Annotated in this window: 12 protein-coding genes; 7 read left to right on the forward strand and 5 right to left on the reverse strand. The window is 74.9% G+C overall.

Going from position 1 to position 21,812, the window contains the following annotated elements:
• Nucleotides 1–13: 13 nt before the first annotated feature.
• The 4 genes from SMD20_RS09670 to SMD20_RS09685 are packed head-to-tail and all read left to right on the forward strand — an operon-like array spanning nt 14 to nt 14,667.
• Nucleotides 14–3,109 carry an amino acid adenylation domain-containing protein gene (locus SMD20_RS09670; protein WP_329577900.1) on the forward strand — a complete coding sequence of 1,032 codons (3,096 nt, stop codon included), beginning with the start codon at nt 14–16 and terminating at the stop codon, nt 3,107–3,109.
• Nucleotides 3,106–9,540: a non-ribosomal peptide synthetase gene (locus tag SMD20_RS09675; protein ID WP_329577902.1), complete on the forward strand. Its 6,435-nt coding sequence runs from the start codon at nt 3,106–3,108 to the stop codon at nt 9,538–9,540. The genes SMD20_RS09670 and SMD20_RS09675 overlap by 4 nt, the downstream gene beginning before the upstream one ends.
• A complete protein-coding gene (locus tag SMD20_RS09680) occupies nt 9,537–13,421 on the forward strand; it encodes an amino acid adenylation domain-containing protein (RefSeq protein ID WP_329577905.1) in 3,885 nt (1,294 codons plus the stop codon). Before SMD20_RS09675 ends, SMD20_RS09680 begins: the two co-directional genes overlap by 4 nt.
• The gene (locus SMD20_RS09685; protein ID WP_329577909.1) at nt 13,399–14,667 is read left to right on the forward strand and encodes an MFS transporter; all 1,269 of its coding nucleotides are present in this window, start codon (nt 13,399–13,401) and stop codon (nt 14,665–14,667) included. The genes SMD20_RS09680 and SMD20_RS09685 overlap by 23 nt, the downstream gene beginning before the upstream one ends.
• A gap of 15 nt (nt 14,668–14,682) precedes the next feature.
• Here the strand turns inward: SMD20_RS09685 and SMD20_RS09690 are convergent, their stop codons facing one another.
• Together SMD20_RS09690 and SMD20_RS09695 are read right to left on the reverse strand one after the other, a co-directional pair.
• The gene (locus tag SMD20_RS09690; RefSeq protein WP_329577912.1) at nt 14,683–15,720 is read right to left on the reverse strand and encodes an LLM class F420-dependent oxidoreductase; all 1,038 of its coding nucleotides are present in this window, start codon (nt 15,718–15,720) and stop codon (nt 14,683–14,685) included.
• A 69-nt stretch (nt 15,721–15,789) separates the two neighbouring features.
• Nucleotides 15,790–16,134: a hypothetical protein gene (locus SMD20_RS09695; RefSeq protein WP_329577915.1), complete on the reverse strand. Its 345-nt coding sequence runs from the start codon at nt 16,132–16,134 to the stop codon at nt 15,790–15,792.
• Between the two features lie 113 nt (nt 16,135–16,247).
• Between SMD20_RS09695 and SMD20_RS09700 the strand changes: the two genes are divergently transcribed.
• Nucleotides 16,248–16,421, forward strand: coding sequence for a hypothetical protein (locus SMD20_RS09700; protein ID WP_329577918.1), 174 nt, complete (start codon nt 16,248–16,250; stop codon nt 16,419–16,421).
• Nucleotides 16,422–16,532: 111 nt separating this feature from the next.
• On the opposite strand, the gene SMD20_RS09705 is transcribed toward SMD20_RS09700, so the two are convergent.
• Nucleotides 16,533–17,522, reverse strand: a complete 990-nt coding sequence (locus SMD20_RS09705) for a BtrH N-terminal domain-containing protein (RefSeq protein WP_329577921.1) — start codon at nt 17,520–17,522, stop codon at nt 16,533–16,535.
• 77 nt (nt 17,523–17,599) lie between these two features.
• Between SMD20_RS09705 and SMD20_RS09710 the strand changes: the two genes are divergently transcribed.
• The gene (locus SMD20_RS09710) at nt 17,600–18,523 is read left to right on the forward strand and encodes an NADP-dependent oxidoreductase (RefSeq protein ID WP_329577924.1); all 924 of its coding nucleotides are present in this window, start codon (nt 17,600–17,602) and stop codon (nt 18,521–18,523) included.
• A 64-nt stretch (nt 18,524–18,587) separates the two neighbouring features.
• On the opposite strand, the gene secD is transcribed toward SMD20_RS09710, so the two are convergent.
• Nucleotides 18,588–20,855 (reverse strand): protein translocase subunit SecD, encoded by a 2,268-nt coding sequence (secD, locus tag SMD20_RS09715; protein WP_442942464.1) that lies wholly within the window; start codon nt 20,853–20,855, stop codon nt 18,588–18,590.
• 39 nt (nt 20,856–20,894) lie between these two features.
• Nucleotides 20,895–21,275 carry a hypothetical protein gene (locus SMD20_RS09720; protein WP_329577931.1) on the reverse strand — a complete coding sequence of 127 codons (381 nt, stop codon included), beginning with the start codon at nt 21,273–21,275 and terminating at the stop codon, nt 20,895–20,897.
• 122 nt (nt 21,276–21,397) lie between these two features.
• Between SMD20_RS09720 and SMD20_RS09725 the strand changes: the two genes are divergently transcribed.
• A complete protein-coding gene (locus SMD20_RS09725; protein ID WP_329577934.1) occupies nt 21,398–21,781 on the forward strand; it encodes a hypothetical protein in 384 nt (127 codons plus the stop codon).
• The last annotated feature ends 31 nt before the right edge of the window (nt 21,782–21,812 follow it).

The raw sequence follows: 21,812 nt of genomic DNA on the forward strand, positions 1-21,812 counted from the left end.
AGGAGCGGCCCAGGTGACCGGCACGTACGCCTTTCCCGCCTCGTTCGCCCAGGAACGGCTGTGGTTCCTGGCGCGGCTCGATCCCGGCGCGCCCGCGTACCACATCAACGCCGTGATCGAGCTGCCCGAACGGGACGATCCGGACCGGTGCGAGCGCATGCTGCGCGAGCTGGTCCGGCGGCACGAGACGCTGCGCACCGCCCTCGCGGTCGAGGACGGGGAGCTCGTCCAGGTCGTCCAGGTCGAGCTGCCGGTCACACTCCCCCTGACCGACCTGCGCGGCCTGCCGCCCGAGCGGGCCGAGCGCGAGTTCGGCGCGCTGGCGCAGGAGCTGGCGCGGCGGCCGTTCGCTCTGGAGCGGGCGCCGCTGTGGCGGGCGCACCTGGTGCGGATGCCGGGCGGAGCCGCGCAGCGGCTGGTGTTCGTGGTGCACCACGCCGTGTTCGACGCCCGCTCGGCCACGAACTTCGCCGCCGAGCTGGAGGAGCTGGACGCCGCCTGGGCCGAGGGCAGGCCGCCCCGGCTGCCCGAGCTGCCCGTCCAGTACGCCGACTACGCCGCCTGGCAGCGCGAGCACCTGGCGGGCGGGGTGCTCGCCGCCCAGCTCGCCCACTGGCGGGAACGGCTCGCCGGTCTGCCGGCCGACCTCGGGCTGCCCGCGGACCGGCCCCGGCCGGCGGTGCGCGGGCACGCCGGGGCCGAGCATCACCTGGCGCTGCCCGCCGGCCTGACCGGCGCGCTCGAAGCGCTGGCCAGGCGGCGCGGGGCGACGCTGTTCATGGTGCTGCTCGCCGGGCTGAAGGCGGTGCTGTCCCGGTACGCCGGCCAGCACGACGTCGTCGTGGGCACACCGGTGGCCGGGCGCGAGCTGCCGGAGTTCGAGCCGCTGCTCGGCATGTTCGTCAACACGCTGGTGCTGCGTACCGACCTCGGCGGCGACCCGGAGTTCGGCGAGCTGCTGGAGCGGGTGCGGGAGACCGTGCTCGACGCGCTGGACCACGCCGAGGCGCCGTTCGACCGGCTGGTGGAGGCGCTCCAGCCGGTACGCGACACCAGCCGCACCCCGCTCTACCAGGTGGGGTTCAACCTGCTGCCGATGAGCACGCGCGGCCAGTTCCCGAACGGCACCGCCCAGCTCGACCTGAACGTGGACGTCGTCAGGACCGCCGACGGCGCCGGCGTCTACGTCGAGTACAGCACCGAGCTGTTCGACGCCGCCACCATCGCCCGCCTGGCGGACGCGTACCTGCTGGTGCTGGAGGCCGCCGCCGCCGACCCCGGCACCCGGCTGTCGGAGCTGCCGCTGATGACGGCGGCGCAGCGGCACGAGCTGCTGACCCGCTGGAACGGCACGGCGGCGGCGTACCCGGAGCGGACCCTGCACGAGCTGGTCGCCGAGCAGGCGGCCCGCACGCCCGGCGCGGTGGCGGTGCGCGGGCCGGACGGCGAGGAGCTGACCTACGCCGAGCTGGACGCCCGCGCCGGAGCGCTGGCCGGGCGGCTCGCGGCGGCGGGCGTGCGGGCCGAGACGTGCGTGGCGCTGTGCCTGCCGCGCGGGGTGCCCCAGGTCGTCGCGCTGCTCGCGGTGCTGCGGGCGGGCGGGTGCTACCTGCCGCTGGACGCGGCGTACCCGGCGGAGCGGCTGGCGTACCTGCTGGCCGACTCCGGCGCGGCGCTGCTGGTCACGGAGTCCGCGCAGCTCGACCGGCTGCCGGTGGAACGGCCGCCGGCGCTGCTGCTGGACGGCCCCGAACCGGCGGCGGCCGCGGTGACGCCGTCGCCGGTGGGGCCCGATCACCTCGCGTACCTCATCTACACCTCCGGCTCCACCGGCCGGCCCAAAGGGGTGCAGGTGCCGCATCGCGGCGTGGTCAACCTGGTCACCGACGTGATCCGGCGGCTGGGCGGCGGCAGCGCTTTGTACCTGACGTCGCTGTCGTTCGACATCGCGGCGCTGGAGATCTTCACGCCGCTGCTGTCCGGCGGCACGCTCGTGATCGCGCCCGAGGACGCCGCCCGCACCCCCAAGGAGCTCCGCCGGGCGGCCGAGGACGCGGACCTGGTGCAGCTCACCCCGTCGGTGGCGAGCCTGGCGGTGGAGCACCTGCCGCCGGGGCTGCCGCGCGTCATCCTGGGCGGCGAGCCGCTGCCCGTCGGCCTGGCCGCGCGGCTGCTGGACGTCGCCGGCGAGCTGTGGAACTTCTACGGGCCGACGGAGACGACCATCTGGTCGGCGGCGTACCGGGTGCCGCGCTCCCCTGACGTGATGCTGATCGGGGGGCCGCTGGCGAACACGACGGCGTACGTGGTGGATCGGGAGCTGCGGCCGGTGCCGGTCGGCGTGCCCGGTGAGCTGCTGCTCGGCGGGGACGGAGTCACCCGCGGCTACCACGGGCGGGCCGCGCTCACCGCCGAACGGTTCGTCCCCGACCCGTTCGGGCCTCCGGGCGGGCGGCTCTACCGGACGGGCGATCTGGTCCGCCGTCATGCGGACGGTCAGCTGGAGTACGTCGGGCGGCTCGACCACCAGGTCAAGATCCGCGGCGTCCGCATCGAACCCGACGAGATCGCCGCCGTCCTCACCGAACACCCCGCCGTCCACCGCGCCGTCGTCACCGTACGCGACGACGCCCCCGGCGGACGCGGACTCGTCGCCTACACCACCGGCACCACCGACGAGGCTGATTTACGCGCCCACCTGCGCGCCCGCCTCCCCGACAGCATGATCCCCGCCGCCTTCGTCACCCTCACCGACCTCCCCGTCCTGCCGAGCGGCAAGCTCGACCGCGCCGCGCTCCCCCCGCCACAGGCCACGGCAGAGGGTGCGGGGTTCGTGGCGCCGCGTACGCCGATGGAGGAGACGCTGGCCGGCATCTGGGCGGAGCTGCTCGGGCGGGAGCGGGTCGGGGTGACGGACGACTTCTTCGCGCTGGGCGGTCACTCGCTGCTCGTGGTGCGGCTCATTGGACGGATCGACGCGGCGTTCGGGGTGGAGCTGCCGCTGCGGCGCTGCTTCGACGCGACGACCGTCGAGGAGCAGGCGCTGGCGGTGCTCGAAGAAGGGCTGAGCGAGGCCGGCCTGCTGGAACTGCTGGAGGAGGAGCGGTGAGCGACGGGAACGGGGTACGGGCGCGGCTGGCCGGGCTCAGCCCGGAACAGCGCGCCGCGCTGGAGGCCCGCCTCGCGAGCGCCCGCGCGGGCAGGCGACCCGGCCCGGACGCCGCCGAGGCCCCAACCGGGACGCCGGCGGACAGAACGCCGCCGGACCGGGCGACGGTGGACGGAACGCCGGCGGACCGGGTGCCGGCGGACGGGACGCTCCCGGCCGGGGCGGCGGCGGACGGGGAGTTGTCGGATGCGCAGCGGCGGCTCTGGGTGGTTGATCAGCTTGATCCGGGCAATCCGGCCTACACCCTGTCGTGGGCGTATCGAATCGTGGGCGATCTGGACGCCGCCGCGCTGGCGGCGGCGTTCGACGCGCTCGTGGAGCGGCACCCGATCCTGGCCCACGTCGTCGAGACGCGCGACGGCGAGCCCCGGCAGGGCCCCGGCCCGGTGCGGCCCGCGCTGCGGGTCGAGGAGATGTCCGCCGCCGAGGCCGACGCCGCCGCCCGCGAGGAGGCCCGCTTCGCCTTCGACCTGAGCGCCGGTCCGCTGACCCGGGCCCGCCTGCTGCGTGTCGCCCCGGGCGAGCACCGGCTGATCCTGACCCTGCACCACATCCTGGCCGACCGCTGGTCGGTGGCGATCCTGTTCCGCGACCTGTTCCGGCTCTACAGCGGCGAGCCGATGGATCCGCCGCCCGCGCCGTACGCCGGTTACGTGGCCTGGCAGCGCGACCGCCCGTCGCGGGAGCGCGACCTGGCCTACTGGCGGGCGGCGCTCGGCGGCCTGCCCGACGCGCTCGACCTGCCGGCCGACCGGCCGCGCCCGCCGATGCAGTCGAACCGGGGCCGCCGCCTGCTGTTCGAGCTGGACGCCGAGCTCACCGCCGGCCTCCGCGCCCTGGCCGCCGGGCAGCGCGCCACGACGTTCATGGTGCTGCTCGCCGGGTTGCAGGCGCTGCTGGCCCGCTACACCGGGCAGCCCGACATCCCGATCGGCACGCCGGTCTCCACCCGGCCGCACGCCTCCCTGGACCGGACCGTCGGCCTGTTCCTCAACACGGTGGTGCTGCGCGGCGACCTGTCCGGCGACCCGGCCTTCACCGAGCTCGTACGCCGCGCGAGGGAGCGGACGCTGGACGCGTTCGACCATGCGGGGCTGCCGTTCGAGACGCTGGTGGAGGAGCTGTCGAGCGGCCGGGACCTGTCCCGCAACCCGCTCTTCCAGGTCATGCTCGCCTACCAGAACACGCCCGCGCCGACCGGCGAGCTGCCCGGCCTGCGCCTGGAACGCCTGGACGTACGGCCCGGCACCGCCATGTTCGACCTGGACCTGATCGTGGAGGAGCGCCAGGACGGCTCGCTGCTGTGCGTGCTCGACTACGCGACGGACCTGTTCGACGACGACCGGGCCCGCCGCCTGGCCGCGCACCTGCGTACGCTGCTGGGGGCCGCCGTCGCCGCTCCGGACCTGCGGCTGTCGGAGCTGTCGCTCATGGACGCGGCCGAACTCCACGACACCCTGCACGCCTGGAACGGCGCCCCGCTCCCCTACCCGGAGCGCGGCATCCACCACCTGGTCGCCGAGCAGGCCGCCCGCTCGCCCGGCGCGTGCGCCGTCGAGGGCGAGGACGGGGCCGTCCTCACCTACGCGGAGCTGGAGTCCCGCGCGAACGGCCTGGCCGCCGAGCTGCGGGCGCTCGGCGTCGGCGGGGAGACGCGGGTCGGCGTGTGCCTGCCGCGCGATCCGGACCTGGTGGTGGCGCTGCTGGCCGTGCTGAAGTCGGGCGGCTGCTACGTCCCGCTGGATCCCGGGTATCCGCCCGGCCGCCTGGAAGAGCTCGTCGCCGATTCCGGCGCCGCCCTGGTGGTCACCGTCGCGGCCCTCCGGGACCGCCTGCCGGGCACCGCGCCGGTCCTCCTCCTCGACCAGGCGACCTGGGAGGCCGGTCGGGAGCCCGAGCCGGCGTTCCATCCGGATCAGGCCGCGTACCTGATCTACACCTCCGGCTCCACCGGCCGGGCCAAAGGGGTCGTGGTGCCGCACCGGGGGCTGGTGAGCCTGCTCGGCGACGTGCGTGAGCGGCCCGGACTCGAGCCCGGCGCGCGGTTCCTGTTCCTGACGTCGGTGTCGTTCGACATCGCGATGATCGAGATCTTCGGCCCGCTGGTCACCGGCGGGACCGTCGTGCTCGCCTCGGCGGCCGGGGTCGAGCGGGTGCACGAGCTGATCCGGCAAGGCGGGCTGCACACCGTCCAGGCCACGCCGTCGGTCCTGGAGGGGCTGCTGCCCGCCCTCGCCCACGGGGTTCCGCGCGTGATCAGCACGGGCGAGGCGCTTCCCGGCCCGCTCGCCGCGCGCCTGCTCGACGTCGCCGGCGAGGTGTGGGACCTGTACGGCCCCACCGAGACCACCGTGTGGTCCACCAGGCGGCGGGTCACCGACGGGCGGGGCGGCTCGATCGGCCGGCCGGTCGCCAACACCACGGCGTACGTGGTGGACCGGGAGCTGCGGCCGGTGCCGGTCGGGGTGCCCGGCGAGCTGCTGCTCGGCGGGGCCGGAGTCACCCGCGGCTACCACCGGCGGGCCGCGCTCACCGCCGAACGGTTCGTCCCCGACCCGTTCGGGCCGCCCGGCGGACGCCTCTACCGCACCGGAGACCTCGTCCGCCGCCACCCCGACGGCCACCTCGAATACCTCGGCCGGCTCGACCACCAGGTCAAGATCCGGGGCGTGCGCATCGAACCCGACGAGATCGCCGCCGTCCTCACCGAACACCCCGCCGTCCACCGCGCCGTCGTCACCGTACGCGACGACGCCCCCGGCGGACGCGGACTCGTCGCCTACACCACCGGCACCACCGACGAGGCTGATTTACGTGCCCACCTGCGCGCCCGCCTCCCCGACAGCATGATCCCCGCCGCCTTCGTCACCCTCACCGACCTCCCGGTGCTGCCCAGCGGCAAGCTCGACCGCAAAGCACTCCCCCCACCGCGCCCCACGGCGGAGAGCGGAGGGTTCGTCGCGCCGCGCACGCCGGGCGAGCGCGTCCTGCACGGCGTCTGGGCCGAGTTGCTCGGCCGCGACGACTTCGGGGTGGAGGACGACTTCTTCGCCCTGGGCGGGCACTCGCTGCTGGCCATGCGGCTGGTGGTGCGGCTGCGGGAGGCGCACGGGGCCGAGGTGACGCTGCGGCGCTGCTTCGCCACCCCGACCGTCGCAGCCCTCGCCCCGCTCCTGGGCGGCGCGGGCGGCAAGGCGGAGCCGATCCCGCCCGCCCCCGCCGGGCCGGTGCGGCCCTCGCACGCGCAGGCCCGCCTGTGGTTCCTCGACCAGCTCGACCCCGGCAACCCGGCCTACAACGTCGCCTGGGCGGAGCGGCTGACCGGCCCGCTGGACGTGGCGGCGCTGACGGCCGCGTTCGACGACCTGGTGGACCGGCACGACGCCCTGCGCCTGGTCGTCGCGGACGAGGACGGCGAGCCCGTCCTGCGCGAAGGCGACCGCAGGCCGCGACTGGCCGTCCTTTCGGGCGAAGACGTGGGCCGGGAGGAGGCGCGGCACCGTTTCGACCTGGCCGCCGGGCCCCTGGCGCGGGCCGCCCTCGTCCGGCGCGGCGCGGACGAGCACGACCTTTACCTCACCCTGCACCACGTCGTCGCCGACCGGTGGAGCCTGTCGATCCTGCTGCGCGACCTGATGGAGCTCTACCGGGCCCGGGTCACCGACTCGCCCGCGGAGCTGCCGGCGTTGCCCGCCCGCTACCTGGACTTCGCCGCCTGGCACCGGGCCCGGGCCGCGGAGCGGTCGGCCGACCTGGCGTACTGGAAGGACGCGCTCGACGGGCTGCCCGGCGGCCTGGACCTGCCCGCGGACCGGCAGCGCCAGGGGCGGGCGAGCGGGGACGGGCGGCGGCTGACGTTCCCGATCGACGCGGAGACGACGGCGGCGGCGCACGCGCTGGCGCTGGAGCGGCAGGTGACGCCGTTCATGGTGGTGCTGGCCGCGTTCATGGTGGTGCTGGCCCGCTACACCGGGCGAAACGACATCCCCGTCGGCACGCCGGTCTCCGGCCGGTCCCACCCGGACGTGGAGGAGCTGGCCGGGCTCTTCCTCAACACGCTGGTGCTGCGCGGCGACCTGTCCGGCGAGCCGAGCTTCGCCGAGCTGCTGGCGCGCGTGCGCGAGCGCGTGCTGGACGGGCACGAGCACGCCGAGCTGCCGTTCGAGGTGCTGGTGCAGGAGCTGGCCGAGGAGCGTGACCTGGCCCGCAACCCGCTGTTCCAGGTGATGCTCGCCTACCAGAACGTGCCGCCCGCGCCGCCGGACGTCGCCGGGATCGCCCTGCGCACCCTCGACGTCGATCCGGGGGTGACGCAGGCGGACCTGCACCTGGTGATCGAGGAGGCCGGCGACCGGCTCACGGGCGTGCTGCACTACGCGACCGACCTGTTCGACCACGACCGGATGGAGCGCTTCGCCGACCACTTCCGCGCCCTGCTCGCCGCCGCGCTCGCCGAGCCGGACCGGCCGGTCGCCGACCTGCCGCTGCTCACCCCGGCCGAGCTGGAGCTGGTCCGGCGGGCCAACGACACCGGCGCGCCCGTCCCGGACGCGACCCTGCCCGAGCTGCTGGCCGCGCAGGCCGCCCGCACCCCCGACGCGCCCGCCGTCTGCTACGACGGCGTGTGGATCAGCTACGCGGAGTTCACCGGCCGGGTGAACCGCCTGGCCAGGCGGCTGCGGACGCTCGGGGCGGGCCCCGGGGAGGTCGTCGGGGTGTGCCTGGAGCGCGGGGCGGACCTGGTCGTCGCCGTGCACGCGGTGGTCGCGGCCGGGGCGGCGTACCTGCCGCTGGAGCCGGACCATCCGGCCGGGCGGCTGGCAGGCATGCTGGCCGACGCGGGCGCGCGGCTGACCGTCACGACCGGCACTCTCGCCCACCGGCTGCCGGCCCCGGCGGTGCTGCTCGACCGGGACGCCGCGGCGATCGCCGCCGAGGACGGCGGGCCGCTCGGCGTCCGGCCGCATCCGGACGACCTGGCGTACGTGATCTTCACCTCGGGTTCCACGGGCCGGCCCAAGGGCGTCGGCGTGTCGCACCGGGCGATCGTCAACCGGCTGCAATGGATGCAGGACGCCTTCCGGCTCACCGGGGACGACCGGGTGGCGCTCAAGACGCCGTACTCGTTCGACGTGTCGGTGTGGGAGCTGTTCTGGCCGCTGATGACGGGGGCGGGGCTGGTGGTCGCCCGGCCCGGCGGGCACGCCGACCCCGCCTACCTGGCGGACCTGCTGGAACGCGAGTCGGTCAGCACGGTGCACTTCGTGCCGTCGATGCTGGACGCCTTCCTCGCCGAGCCCGGCCTGGGCGCGCGGCTCGGCGCGCTGCGCACCGTGGTCTGCTCGGGCGAGGCGCTCGGCGCCGGCCTCGCGGCCCGCTTCGCCGCCGCGCTGCCCGGCGCCTCGCTGCACAACCTGTACGGGCCGACGGAGGCGGCCGTGGACGTCACCTGGCATCCGTACGAGCCGGGCGAGCGGACGGTCCCGATCGGGCGGCCGGTGCCGAACACCCGGCTGGAGATCCTCGACGACCGCATGAACCGGGTCCCCGCCGGGGTGCCCGGCACCCTGTGGATCGGCGGCGTGCAGCTCGCCCGCGGCTACGTCGGCCGTCCCGCGCTGACGGCCGAGCGGTTCGTCCCCGACCCGTACGGCCCGCCGGGCGGGCGGCTGTACGACACCGGCGACCTGGCCCGGTGGCGGCCCGACGGCGAGATCGAGTACCTCGGCCGCGCCGACCACCAGGTGAAGATCCGCGGCATGCGGGTCGAGCTCGGCGAGATCGAGGCGGCGCTGGCGGCCCTGCCCGGCGTGCGCGCCGCCGCCGTCCGCGCCGTCGCCGACGCCGCCGGGCTGCGCCTGGCCGGCTACGTGGTCCCCGCCGACCCGGCCGATCCCGGCGGCGGATGGGAGGCGCTGCTGCGGGACACGCTGCCCGACCACCTGATCCCGAGAACGTGGACGGTGCTCGCCGAGCTGCCGCTCAACCGCAGCGGCAAGCTCGACAGGAACGCGCTCCCCGACCCGCGCGCCGCCGAGTCCGCCGGGCACGCCGAGCCGGAAGGCGCGGCCGAGCGGGCGGTCGCCGCCGCCTGGCGCGGCGTGCTCGGGCTGGAGCGGGTCTCGGCCCACGACAACTTCTTCGCCGTCGGCGGCGACTCCATCCGCAGCCTCAAGGTGGTCGCCCGCCTGCGCGAGGCCGGGTACGCGGTCCGGCTGGAGCAGCTCTTCCGCCACCAGACCGTCAGGGAGCTGGCCGGGCGGCTGGACACCGGGCCGGCGAGTGAGCCCGCGCAAGCCCCACCGGAGCGGCCGTTCGGCCTGCTCAACCCCGAGGACCTGGCACGACTGCTGGAAGGCGAGGCGCGATGACCGTGACGACGGGAGCCGCGCGCGGCCTGGAGGACGCCTACCCTCTGGCCGCGCTGCAGGCGGGGATGCTCTATCACAGCGCGTACGAGCCGGACGCGCCCACCTACCACGACCTGACCACGATCACGCTGCGCGGCCGGTTCGACGCGGGGGCGTTCCGCGCGGCGCTCGCCGAGGTGACCGCCCGCCACCCCGTCCTGCGCACCTCGTTCGACCTGACCGGGTTCAGCGAGCCGCTGCAGCTCGTGCACCGCGCGGCCACGCTGCCGCTGGAGGTGACGGACCTGTCCGGCGACCCGGAGGCCGGGCGGCGGCTGGCGGCGTGGTCGGAGGCGGAGAAACGGCGGCCGTTCGACTGGGCGTCGCCGCCCCTGGCCCGCGCGCACGTGCACGTGCTGGCGGCGGAGCTGTTCGCGTTCAGCCTGAGCTTCCACCACGCCATCCTGGACGGGTGGAGCGTCGCGGCGCTGGTCACCGAGCTGCTGCGGCGCTACCACGGGCACCTGACCGGCGAGCCGCTGCCGGTCGCCCCGCCCGGCGCGGCCTTCCGCGAGCTGGTGGCCGCCGAGCGCGCCGCCGTGGCCGCGCCGGAGACGCGCGCGTTCTGGCAGGAGCGGGTGTCCGGTGCGCCGGACACGCGGCTGCCGCGCCTGCCCGGCCCGCACGACGAGCCGGGGGCCGAGGTGCTGCGGCTGCCGCTGCCCGCGGAGCTGCTGGAGCGGCTCGGCGCGGCGGCCAGGGAGCTGGCGGTGCCGCTGCGCACCCTGCTGCTGGCCGCCCACCTGCGGGTGCTCGCGCTGGTGACGGGCGCGAACGAGGTGATGACCGGCCTGGTCACCCACAGCCGGCCGGAGCGCGAGGCCGGCGAGGAGGTGCTCGGGCTGTTCCTCAACACCGTGCCGCTGCGCCTGGACGTGACCGCGCCGACGTGGGGGGCGCTGGCGCGGGAGGTGTTCGAGGCGGAGGTGGCGCTGCTGCCGCACCGGCGCTACCCGCTGTTCGAGATCCAGCGGGACGCGGGCCGGTCCCCGCTGCTCGACGTGCTGTTCGACTTCCGCGACTTCCACGTCTACCAGGGCCTGCCGGGGACGGGTGGTACCGGCGTCGAGATCGTGGGGCAGGACTTCTTCGAGCAGACCGACGTGCCGTTCGCCGCCGCGTTCAACCGCTCGCGCGAGCACGGCGGCTTCGACCTGACTCTCACCTACGACCGGGGGCAGTTCGACGCCGGGCAGATCGCGCGGATCGGCGAGCACTACCTGACCGCGCTCGGCCAGGCCGCCGATCCGGCCGCGGATCCGCGGCCCGCCGAGCCGTACCTGGGCCGGGACGCCGCCGCGATCGACGGCTGGAACGCCACCGCCCGCGACTGGCCGGAGGCGACGCTGCACGAGCTGATCGGCGAGCAGGCGGCGCGCACCCCCGACGCGCCCGCCGTCTGCTACGACGGCGCGTGGATCACCTACAGGGAGCTGGCCGGGCGGGCCGGGGCCGTCGCCGCGCGGCTGGCGGACGCCGGGGTCCGGCCCGGCGACGTCGTCGGCGTCCATCTCGAACGCGGCCCCCTCCTGCTGCCCGCCCTGCTCGGCGTGCTCGGGGCCGGGGCCGCCTACCTGCCGCTGGAGCCGGGGCTGCCGGCGGAGCGGGTGGCGTACATGATCGAGGACGCGGGGGCCCGCACGGTGCTGACCGGCGGCGCGGCGGGCCTTCCCGAGGGCGTCGGCCTGTCCCTCGACGATCTCGGTCAGGAGGACCGGCCGCCGGTGCGGGTGCCGCCCGACGCGCTCGCGTACGTGATCTTCACCTCGGGGTCCACCGGCCGGCCCAAGGGCGTCGGCGTGTCCCACCGGGCGATCGTCAACCGGCTGCGCTGGATGCAGGAGGCGTTCGGGCTGGGCGCGGACGAGCGCGTGCTGCAGAAGACGCCGCTGTCGTTCGACGTGTCGGTGTGGGAGCTGTTCTGGCCGCTGATGACCGGGGCGGGGCTGGTGGTCGCCGAGCCGGACGCGCACCGCGACGGCGCCCGGCTGGCCGGGCTCGCCGCCGCCCACGGCGTCACCACCATGCACTTCGTGCCGTCCATGCTGGAGGTGTTCCTGGACGAGCCCGAGCTGCCGCCGCTGCGCAGACTCATCTGCTCCGGCGAGGCCCTGGGCGCGGAGCTGGCCGCGCGCTGCCACGACCGGCTGCCGGGCACCGGGCTGCACAACCTGTACGGGCCCACGGAGGCGGCCGTGGACGTCACCTGGCATCCGTACGAGCCGGGCGAGCCGCTGGTGCCCATCGGCCGGCCCGTCGCCAACACCCGCCTGGAAGTGCTCGGCCCGGACGGCCGCCGGGTGCCCGTCGGCACCCCGGGCGAGCTCTGCCTCGGCGGCGTGCAGCTCGCCCGCGGCTACGTGAGCCGGCCCGCGCTCACCGCCGAACGGTTCGTCCCCGACCCGTACGGGCCGCCCGGCGCCCGCCTCTACCGGACCGGCGACGTGGCCCGCTGGCTGCCTGCGGGCGAGGTCCAGTACCTCGGCAGGACCGACTTCCAGGTCAAGATCCGCGGCCAGCGGGTCGAGCTCGGCGAGATCGAGGCGCTGCTGGCCGCCGACCCCGCCGTCCGCGCGGCTGTCGTCGTGCTGCGCGGCGACCGGCTCGTCGGCTACGTCGTCCCGGAGGGCGACGAGCCGCTGGACCTGGCTCCGGCGCTGCGCAGGCGGCTTCCCGAGCACATGGTCCCCTCCGCCTGGGTACGGCTGGACGCGCTGCCCGTCACCGCCAACGGCAAGCTCGACCGGGCCGCGCTGCCCGATCCCGGCGAGAGCGGGCGGGCGCCGTACCTGCCGCCGCGCGACCCGTTCGAGGCCCGGCTCGCCACGCTGTGGGAGGAGACGCTCGGCGTCGACGCGATCGGCGTGCACGACGACTTCTTCGCCCTCGGCGGCCACTCCCTGCTGGCCCTGCGCCTCACCATGAGGCTGCGCAAGGAACTGGGCCGCGAGGTGCCCCTGTCGGCGGTGCTCACCGCGCCGACCGTCGCCCTGCTGGCCGCCGAGCTGCGCCGACCGCAGGACAACGACGGCGCGCCGCGGCGGATCGTGCCGCTGCGGCCGACCGGCGAGCGTGACCCGGTGTTCCTGTTCCACGCGCTCGGCGGGCAGGTCTTCCGCTATCTGCCGCTGACCCGGCACCTCGGCCCCGACCAGCCCGTCTACGCGGTGCAGGCGGCCGGGCTCGCCCCCGGGGAGCGGCCGCACGCCACGCTGGCGGAGATGGTGGACGACTACACCGCCCACCTGCTGGAGGTCCGGCCGCACGGGCCGTACGTGCTGGGCGGCTACTGCATCGGCGGCAACATCGCGCTGGAGACCGCCCGCCGGCTGCGCGAGCTGGGCGAGGAGGTGCCGCTCGTCGTCCTGTTCTACTCCGACGCCGACGAGCCGGTGCTGCGCGCCTCGCTGGAGGACGACGCCGTCCTGCTCACCCACGCCCTGGCCGGCGGCAACGTCCAGGTCGACCTGGACGAGCTCCACCGGATGAACCCCGACGAGCGGCTGCTGGCCGTGATCGACGCCGCCTCCCGCGCGGGCACCCTGCAGCCCGACACCGCCGACCTGCGCCAGGCCCGCCGTTTCGTCGAGGTCTTCCGCGCCAACGCGCACGCCGTCGGCCACTACCGGCACGCCCCCTACGACGGGGACGTGCTGCTGTTCTCGCCCGCCGCGGAGGGCGTGCCGCCCGACGACATGGGCTGGCGGGACGTCGTCACCGGCCGCCTGCGCATCTCGCCCATCCACGGCGAACGCTTCACCGTCATGTACGAGCCCCGGGTCGCCCTCGCGGCCGCCGAACTGAGGAGCAGCATCGACAATGGCCTCACCCCCCACGACTGAGCCAGCCACGCTGTGGCGCGACCGCGACTTTCTCAAGCTGTGGAGCGGCGAGAGCCTGTCACTGGTCGGCTCCCAGGTGACCGTGCTCGCCATGCCGGTCGTCGCCTATCTGTGGCTGCACGCCTCCGTGGCCGAGATGGGCGTGCTCGGCGCGCTGGCCAGGCTGCCCATGGTGCTGTTCTTCGTCGTCGGCGTCTGGGTGGACCGGATGCGGCGGCGGCCGGTGCTCATCTGGAGCGACGTCATCCGCGCGTTCATGCTGGCCACGGTGCCGGTGCTGTTCGTCATGGACCTGCTGACGCTGTGGTGGCTGTACGTCGTCGTGTTCGTGATGGGCGTCTTCGGGGTGCTGTTCGAGATCGCCTACCGGTCGTACCTGCCGGCGCTGGTGGCTCCCGAGCACCTCGGTGACGGCAACAGCAAGCTGCAGCTCAGCGACTCGGTGTCCAAGGCGGTCGGGCCGAGCCTCGCCGGGTTCCTCATCGCCACCCGGTCGGCGCCGCTGGTCATCATCGTGGACGCGGTCAGCTACGTCCTGTCGGCGCTGTTCCTGGTCTCCATCCGCAAGCGCGAGGACCCGCCGCCGCCCGACGACGGCGGCTCCATGATCGCGGCCATCCGGGCCGGGTTCGGCTGGGTGATGGCCCATCCGGTGGTCCGGCCGCTCGCCATCGCCAGCGCCGTGTACTCCTTCTTCGACATCGGCATCCTGCAGACGCTGCTCATCCCGTACGTGATCGAGGGCCCCGGCGTGCCGGCCGGCTGGGTCGGCGCGGTGCTCGCGGTCGGCGGGGTCGGGGCCATCGCCGGGGCGTGGCTGTCGGTCCGGCTGATGAAGCGGGCCGGGCCCGGGCCCACCATGTTCTGGTCCACGGTGATCGGCAACAGCGCGCTCATCCTGGTGCCGCTGGCGGGCGGGCCGCTCTGGGTGGCGATCGGCGTGCTGGCCTTCTCCCAGTTGCTCGTCGGGCTGTGCACGCAGGTGTTCGTGGTGAACAACATCACCGTGCTGCAGTCGGCGACGCCGCGCGAGCTGGTCGGCCGGGTCATCGCCACCATCTGGGCGATGGGGCTGGTGCCCGCGCCGCTCGGCGCGCTGGTCGCCGGGCTGCTCGGCGAGGCCGTGGGGATGCGGCCGGTGGTGCTGGCCGCCGCGCTGATCGGCGCGATCGTGCCGATGATCGTGCTGGCGCTGTCGCCGATCCCCCGGATGAAGGAGATGCCGCAGGCCCCCGCCCCGGCGTGACCCTGGCGGCCGGGCTCAGGAGTTGAGCTCGGCCAGCCAGCCGAGCTGGTCGGCGCGGTCGTCCAGGGTGGGCGCGTTCAGTCCGACGATGAGCCGGGTCGCGCCCGCCTTGCGGTAGTCCTCCAGCCGCTCACGCACCCGCGCGGGCGTCCCGCACAGCGACAGGGCGTCGACCAGGTCGTCCGGGACCTCCTCCATCGCCTCGCCGAGGTCGCCGTCGAGGTAGGCGTCACGTACGCGGGCCGCCGCCGGGCCGAACCCGAGGCGGTGCGCGAGCCGGTTGTAGAAGTTGACCTGCCGGGTGCCCATCCCGCCGAGGTAGAGCGCGAGCATCGGGCGGATCAGGTCGCGGGCGTAGTCGGCGTCGTCGTCGACCATCGCCATGACCATCGGCGAGACCTCCACCTTGGAGGCGTCGCGGCCGGCGCGGGCCGCTCCGGCGCGCAGGTGCTCCATCGTCTCGGCGAGATGCTCAGGCGGGAAGTGGATGGGCAGCCAGCCGTCGGCGATCTCCCCGGCCAGCGCCACCGCCTTCGGCCCCATGGCGGCCAGATGGACGGGCAGCGGCTGCCGGACGGGCGAGACCGTCATGCTCAGCGCCTTGCCCCGGCTGTCCGGCAGCGGCAGCACGATCTCCGGGCCGGCGTGCTCGACGGGGCGGCCCGCGAGCGCGGTGCGGACGACGGCCACGTAGTCGCGCAGGTGGGCCAGGGGCCGCTCGTAGCGCTGGCCGTGCCAGCCCTCGGCGACCTGCGGGCCCGACGCGCCGAGCCCGAGCAGGAACCGGCCGCCCGAGACCCGGTCGACCGTGGTCGCGGCCATCGCCGCCGCGATCGCCGTGCGGCCGGTCACCTGGAGCACGCCGGTGCCGAGGCCGATGCGCTCGGTGCCGGCCGCCAGCCAGGCCATCGTGGTGACCGGGTCGACGCCGTAGCCCTCCGACGCCCACACCGAGTCGTAGCCGAGCCGTTCGGCCTCGCGTACCAGCGTGAGCTGGGCGTCGTGGCCGGCCGCCACGGGGCCGAGGGTGCCGATGCTGAATCCGAGCCGCACTGCCGCCTCCTCCTGCGCCGATCTTGCTCTACTCTCCCGCAGAAGCCGCCCGGGGGCCAGGGCCATGCGTCAGATGCTGTCGGTGCGTGGCCGGGACCTTGACGTCAGGGATGATGTCGTGGCGCGCTTCTCGTGGAGCGTCTCCTCGTAGACCTTCCGGTCCTTGTCTGGCCGTTCCACCATCAGGCGGAGGTGCGCGGTCTTCAGGTGGATCGGCGCCGCGGAGATCCATCGGAAGATGATGTCGGAGACGCGGTGATATCCGCCGGACGTCCGGTACTTGAGCTCGATCTCCGCCTCCTGACCGTCCCGCATCGTGCAGCTCGCCTTGACGTGCCGCACCGGAACAGCAGCGGTGGTGGCGTGCGCGGCGGAGGACAGCAGGACGAGTGACAGACCGGCCCCACTGAGCATGGCCGCGGCCCTACGGACGTCTCGGGTCGAGGATGAGGCGGGAACGTTGAGCATCAGTTGAGGATCTGTCGACACAAAGTGATCCACATCTCCCTAGGATGCCGCCCGTGTTCATGGACGAGTTGGTGAAGCTGGTCGCGCTGGGCATGCCCGCGATGTTCACGTGCGGCGTGGCGGCCCTGACGGCGTCGCTGTCGAGACGGGCACGCCAGGACCCGTTCGCGCCGCCGTGGCCGCCGTTCATCGGTACGGTCCTCGCGACCGCCGGAGTAGGCCGGCGGCTGTAGGACGGGATTGGCCGCCTCCGGCCGGCCGCCGGGCCTGCCGGTGCTGGTGGCGCTGCCGGTGCTGCCGGTGCTGCCGGTGCTGCGGCTGAGACGCACGGGCGAGGCACGGGCTCAGCGGCCGGCCTGTGACAGTGCCTTCATCGCGTCGTGCTCGATGCGGGCGAGGTCCCGTAGGAGCGCGGCGGCCTGCTCCAGCGGGCCGGCGTGGCCGTTCTCCCCCGCCTTGGTGATCAGCGCGGCCACGTCCGTCCACAGGCGCACAGCGGAGGCGTACAGTTCGTGCCCGGTGCGGAGGCGGTCGTCGTCGAGCAGTGCGACGCACTCGGCCAGGAAGTCGCGGTAGAGGGCGCGGAACAGCGCCCCGCCGGTGCCGGCCTCCTCCATGAGCAGGGCGGCCTGCGGAAGGTCCTGGCGCGGGTCATCGGCTCGCCGCAGCCAGCCGGGCACCCGCTCGGCCGTCCTGGCGATGCCGCGGTGGCCGAGGTTCGCGATGGGGGCGGCGAGGAAGGCGTCCGCGCACTGCCTGACGGCGGGGAGGATCTGGTCCTGCCAGCGCGGGGGACGCGAGCGCAGGGCGAGGGTGAAGGAGCGGTTCCTGGCGGTCATCGGGCCGCGTTCGGCCCGCGCCCGCGCCAGGCCCTCCCTGCTGGTACGCACCGCGCCCCCCTGCTGCCCGGTGTCCACCAGGAAGGCGTCGTGCTCGTCGTAGCCGTACATGGCGACGACGTGGCCGCCGAAGTGCACCTTCGTCCGGAAGTAGTCCAGGTGGTAGGAGTCGAGCTGGAGGCCGACCGGCCGGCCCGCGTCGATGGCGGCCGCCGCGTTCTCCCACGCCTTGCGGGGCGAGGTCGTCTCCTTGACCTCCAGGGCCAGCCCCAGCCTGGCGGCCAGGTTCCTGGTGAGTTCGAACGGTTTCACCCGCCCCGCGAGGAACGGGAACGGCATGCCCTTGCCGTCCCAGTAGAGAAAGGAAAGGCCGGAGCCGAGCCCGAACAGCATCGGCTCGGTCAGGTCGAGTCCTTCGTGCCGCAGCAACACCCCGAGCGTCGTCGTCTCGCAGTGGTGCGTGCCACGGGCTTCGATGTCCTGCAGGATGGTCATGTATCTCCTCGGGTCAGCGGTAGCTTGAGGTCTCCCACGGGGGGAGAGTCCAACCGCGCCGTCCGGAGGGAGGACCCATGCGGGCCGTCACCGCACGTGACCGATCGGCCGGGCCGGCGGGGCTCCGGCTCACGGAGGAGCCCTGTCCGCACGCCGCCGAGAACGACGTCATCGTACGCGTGCACGCCGCCGGCTTCACCCGCGGCGAGCTCGACTGGCCGGCGACGTGGCACGACCGGGCGGGCCGCGACCGCACGCCGAGCGTGCCGGGGCACGACGTGTCCGGCGTCGTGGCCGAGCTGGGCTACGGCACGACGGGGCTGACGGTCGGCCAGCGCGTGTTCGGGCTGACCGACTGGGCGCGCAACGGGTCGCTGGCGGAGTACGTCGCCGTGGAGGCCCGCAATCTCGCCCCGCTGCCGGCGGACGTCGAGCACACCGTGGCCGCCGCGCTGCCGGTGTCGGGGCTGACCGCCTGGCAGGGCTTGTTCGAGCACGCGCGCCTGGCCGCGGGTCAGACCGTCGTCATCCACGGCGCGGCGGGCGCGGTCGGCTCCGTCGCGGTGCAGCTCGCGCGCGAGGCGGGCGCGCGGGTGGTCGGCACCGGCAGGGCCGGCGACGGGGACCTCGCCCGCCGGCTCGGGGCCCACGCCTTCGTCGACCTGGACGGTGCTTCCCTGGACGAGGCCGGACCGGCGGACGTGGTGTTCGACGTGATCGGTGGCGACGTGCTGGACCGCTCGGCCGCGCTGGTGCGTCCCGGCGGCACGCTCGTCACGATCGCCCGCCCGCCCACGGTCCGGCCGGAGGACGGCCGGGCGATCTTCTTCGTCGTCGAGCCCGACCGGGCGCGGCTCGCCGACCTGGCCCAGCGGGTCCGGGACGGGCGGCTCAGCCTGGTTCTCGGAGCCGTACGCCCTTTGGAGGAGGCGCCTGACGCCTTCGCGCCCGCACGGCGCGGCGGCGGCAGGACGATCATCCGGGTCGCCGAGGGCTGGTAGCCGGTTCCCCGTACGCCGGAAGCCGCGCCGCCGGCGGACGGCGCGGCTTCCGGCTACCTGGCCGCTACAGGACGGCGCCCGTGCCCTCGCGCCGGCGGGTGCGCGGCGCGGGCGGCTGGGGCGGGGGCTGCTTGCTGAAGCGTTCGAACTCGATCGCGAGCGGCCCGGCCACCAGGGACGACGACGCCGTACCGACCACGATGCCCACGATGAGCGCGATGGCGAAGTCCCGCAGCGTGTCGCCGCCGAAGAAGGCCAGCGCGGCGAGGATGAACAGCGCGCCGAGCCCGGTGTTGACGGTGCGCGGCACGGTCTGCAGGATCGCCGTGTTGACGATGCCGGCGAAGCGGGCCTGCCGCTTGCCCTGCCACAGCTCGCGGACCCGGTCGAAGACCACCACCTTGTCGTTGATCGAGTATCCGATGATGGTCAGCATGGCCGCCAGGAAGACCCCGTCGATGGGCTTGCCGAGCCAGGCGAACAGGCCGAGCACGGCGAGGGTGTCCACGACGAGGGCCAGCACCGCGGCGGCGCCGAACGTCCAGCGGAACCTGAAGGCCAGGTACACGAGCTGGGCCGCGAGCGCCACGGCGAGCGCGATGAAGGCGTTGCGGCGCAACTCCTCGCCGAGGCTGGGGCCGATGAGCTCGTCGCGCTGCTTGGTCACCTCGCCGAAGCGGGACTCCAGCGCCTGCTCGATCGCGACGACGTCGTCCGCGCTGACCTGACCGGCCCGGATCGACACGGCGTCGTCGGAGACGGTGACGCTCGCTCCCGGGTGCCCGGCCCCGGCCACGGCCTGCCGCGCCGCGTCGGCGTCCACCGCCTGGGTGGTGGTGAACTCGACCATCCGGCCGCCGGTGAACTCGATGCCGAAGTTGAGCCCGTGCGCGACGAGCCCGGCCACGGCGGCGGCGACCAGGAGCGCGGCCCCCGCGAGCCAGCGCCGTCCGGACCCCATCAGGTTCGGGTCGCGGCGCGTGATCCACGTCCTGACCCGGCCCGGCGTGGTCAGCCCGGACCAGCGGGCCAGCCGCGGGCCGGACCGGGCGACGAGCAGGTGGGTCAGGACGCGGGTGATGAGCATGGCCGAGGCGAGCGAGGCCAGGACGCCGATGGCCAGGGTGACGCCGAAGCCGCGCACCGGCCCGGAGGCCAGCCAGAACAGCAGCCCGGCGGCCAGCAGCGTGGTGATGTTGGAGTCGGCGATGGCGCTCCAGGCGCCCTTGAAGCCCCGGTCGAGCGCGTGCCGCAGGCCCCGGCGTGGCGCGCGGGCGTACTCCTCGCGGGCCCGTTCGAAGACGAGCACGTTGGCGTCGACCGCCATGCCGATCGCCAGGACGAACCCGGCCAGTCCCGGCAGCGTGAGCGTCGCGCCCAGGGCGAGCAGGGCGGCGTAGGACAGCAGCCCGTAGGCCGCCAGCGCGATCGTCGCCATCAGCCCCGACAGGCGGTACATGACGGCGATGAACAGCGCGGTGAGCAGCACACCGGCGATGCCCGCCTTGGCGCTGGCCTCGATGGCCTGGGCGCCGAGGGTGGGGCCGACGGTCCGCTGCTCGATCAGGGTGAGCGGGACGGGCAGGGAACCGCCCTTGATCAGCACGGCGAGGTCGGTGGCCTCCTGGAAGGTGAAGGAGCCGGTGATCTGGGTGGTCCCGCCCGGGATGCCGACCCGGCAGGCGAGACCGGTGTCCACCTGCGGCGAGGAGATGATCTCGTTGTCCAGGACGATGGCGACGCGCCGCCGGGGGTCGCCCGGGGCGTGGCAGGCGGCGTCGCCGGTCAGCTTCTGCCAGGCGTCGGCGTCGCGGAAGTCGACGGTGACGAACCAGGCCGGTCCCTGCTGCGGGTCGTTGCGGGCCTCGGCGTCGGTGACGCCGTCGCCGCTGATGACGGCGGGGCCGAGCCGCAGGCGCTGCCCCGACTCGTCGGCCAGGACCGGCCCGGACTCGCCGGTGTGCGGGGCGGGCTCGCCGGCCTCCCCGGTCACGGAGTGGAAGGCGAGCTGGGCGGTCTTGCCGATGACGGCGGCGGCCTGGCGCGGGTCGAGCACGCCGGGCAGCTCGACGATGATACGCCGCTCGCCGGAGCGCAGCAGGGTCGGGTCGACCACGCCGAGCGCGTCGGCACGCCGGCGCAGCACGTCGAGGGCGCGGTCGGTGGACTCGCCGTCGGCCTTGGCCGTGGGCGAGTCCTGGGTCTCGAAGACGAGCTGGGTGCCGCCACGCAGGTCGAGGCCGAGGCGTGGCGTGTTCATCACCGTAAGTAGTGATGCGGTGACGACGAGAACGATCGTCGCCACCGCGCGCCAAAGGGGCGCGCGTGACATGAAAGCCTCCACAGGCTGTCGAAAAAAGGGAAAAAGACGTCAGCGCGTCGTGGAGGGCGGCGCCCGTGCCGGAGCCCGGCGACCGGCCGGCCGTGGCTCCGGGGCGGGCGCGTCGGCGGCGGCGGCCATGGGCAGCGCCCGCGGGCCGGTCTGCTCGCCGGTGGGCAGCACGGCCAGCCACAGCGGCAGCACGGCCGCTCCGCCGCGCAGCGGGTGCGGCCGCAGCAGGGCGGGCACGCCGCGGGCCTGGTACGGCGAGAGCAGCACCAGGTCCTGGTTGTCGTGGGCGGCGGGGCTGCCCCACCACCACCCGGCGGACGCCACGGCGGTCGCGGCGGACGCGGGCGGGTGGATGCCGGGCCCGGGGCCGAGGAGGAAGGCCGACAACAGGAGCAGGACGGCGGACAGTCTGCTGCGCACGTCTCCTCCTGTTCGGGCATGAGTGGGTAAGGGCCGATACGTGGGTATTGCGGGCCACGCTACCTGCAAGCCGCCGGGACGGGAAATGTCATTTTCCTGTGGCGTGGGCTATGGTCGGGCCTGTGAGGGGACCGTGGAGAGCATCGCGAGGGTCCATCGCGCCGACCGGCGTGATGGCCCTGGTCGTGCTGTCCTTGGTGGCCCTGTCGCTGCTGCCCTCGGGCGTTCTCGGCTGGGTGGGCGGCTCGTCCGCCGCGCAGGCGGCCGCCGCTCCCGTGTGGAGCGTGGGCGGCCTCGACGCCGACCCTGAGGGCCTGCCCCCGCAGGGCAACACCCTGTGCGAGCACCACGTGCTGTCGCTGTGGCCGCCGTTGCGCGGCGCGAGCCAGGACACGCTCGCCCATCTGGCGCTGTCGCCGTCGCCGGGCTCCGACGCGGACGCCTTCCGCGATCCGCAGCAGCTCGCGCACCGCACCGCGGGCTCGCGCAGCCCGCCGGCCGTCTAGCCGACGTCTTCCCCGACGGGCTCCACGGCCA

This window comes from Nonomuraea sp. LP-02 (genome assembly GCF_036289125.1).
Taxonomy (GTDB): Bacteria; Actinomycetota; Actinomycetes; order Streptosporangiales; family Streptosporangiaceae; genus Nonomuraea; species Nonomuraea bangladeshensis.

Excerpts from the sequence above, each read along its gene's own strand:
- SMD20_RS09680 (WP_329577905.1), top strand. The coding sequence starts at position 9,537 with ATGACCGTGACGACGGGAGCCGCGCGCGGCCTGGAGGACGCCTACCCT.
- SMD20_RS09685 (WP_329577909.1), top strand. The coding sequence starts at position 13,399 with ATGGCCTCACCCCCCACGACTGAGCCAGCCACGCTGTGGCGCGACCGC.
- SMD20_RS09695 (WP_329577915.1), bottom strand. The coding sequence starts at position 16,134 with ATGCTCAGTGGGGCCGGTCTGTCACTCGTCCTGCTGTCCTCCGCCGCG.
- SMD20_RS09700 (WP_329577918.1), top strand. The coding sequence starts at position 16,248 with ATGGACGAGTTGGTGAAGCTGGTCGCGCTGGGCATGCCCGCGATGTTC.
- SMD20_RS09705 (WP_329577921.1), bottom strand. The coding sequence starts at position 17,522 with ATGACCATCCTGCAGGACATCGAAGCCCGTGGCACGCACCACTGCGAG.
- SMD20_RS09710 (WP_329577924.1), top strand. The coding sequence starts at position 17,600 with ATGCGGGCCGTCACCGCACGTGACCGATCGGCCGGGCCGGCGGGGCTC.
- secD (WP_442942464.1), bottom strand. The coding sequence starts at position 20,855 with ATGTCACGCGCGCCCCTTTGGCGCGCGGTGGCGACGATCGTTCTCGTC.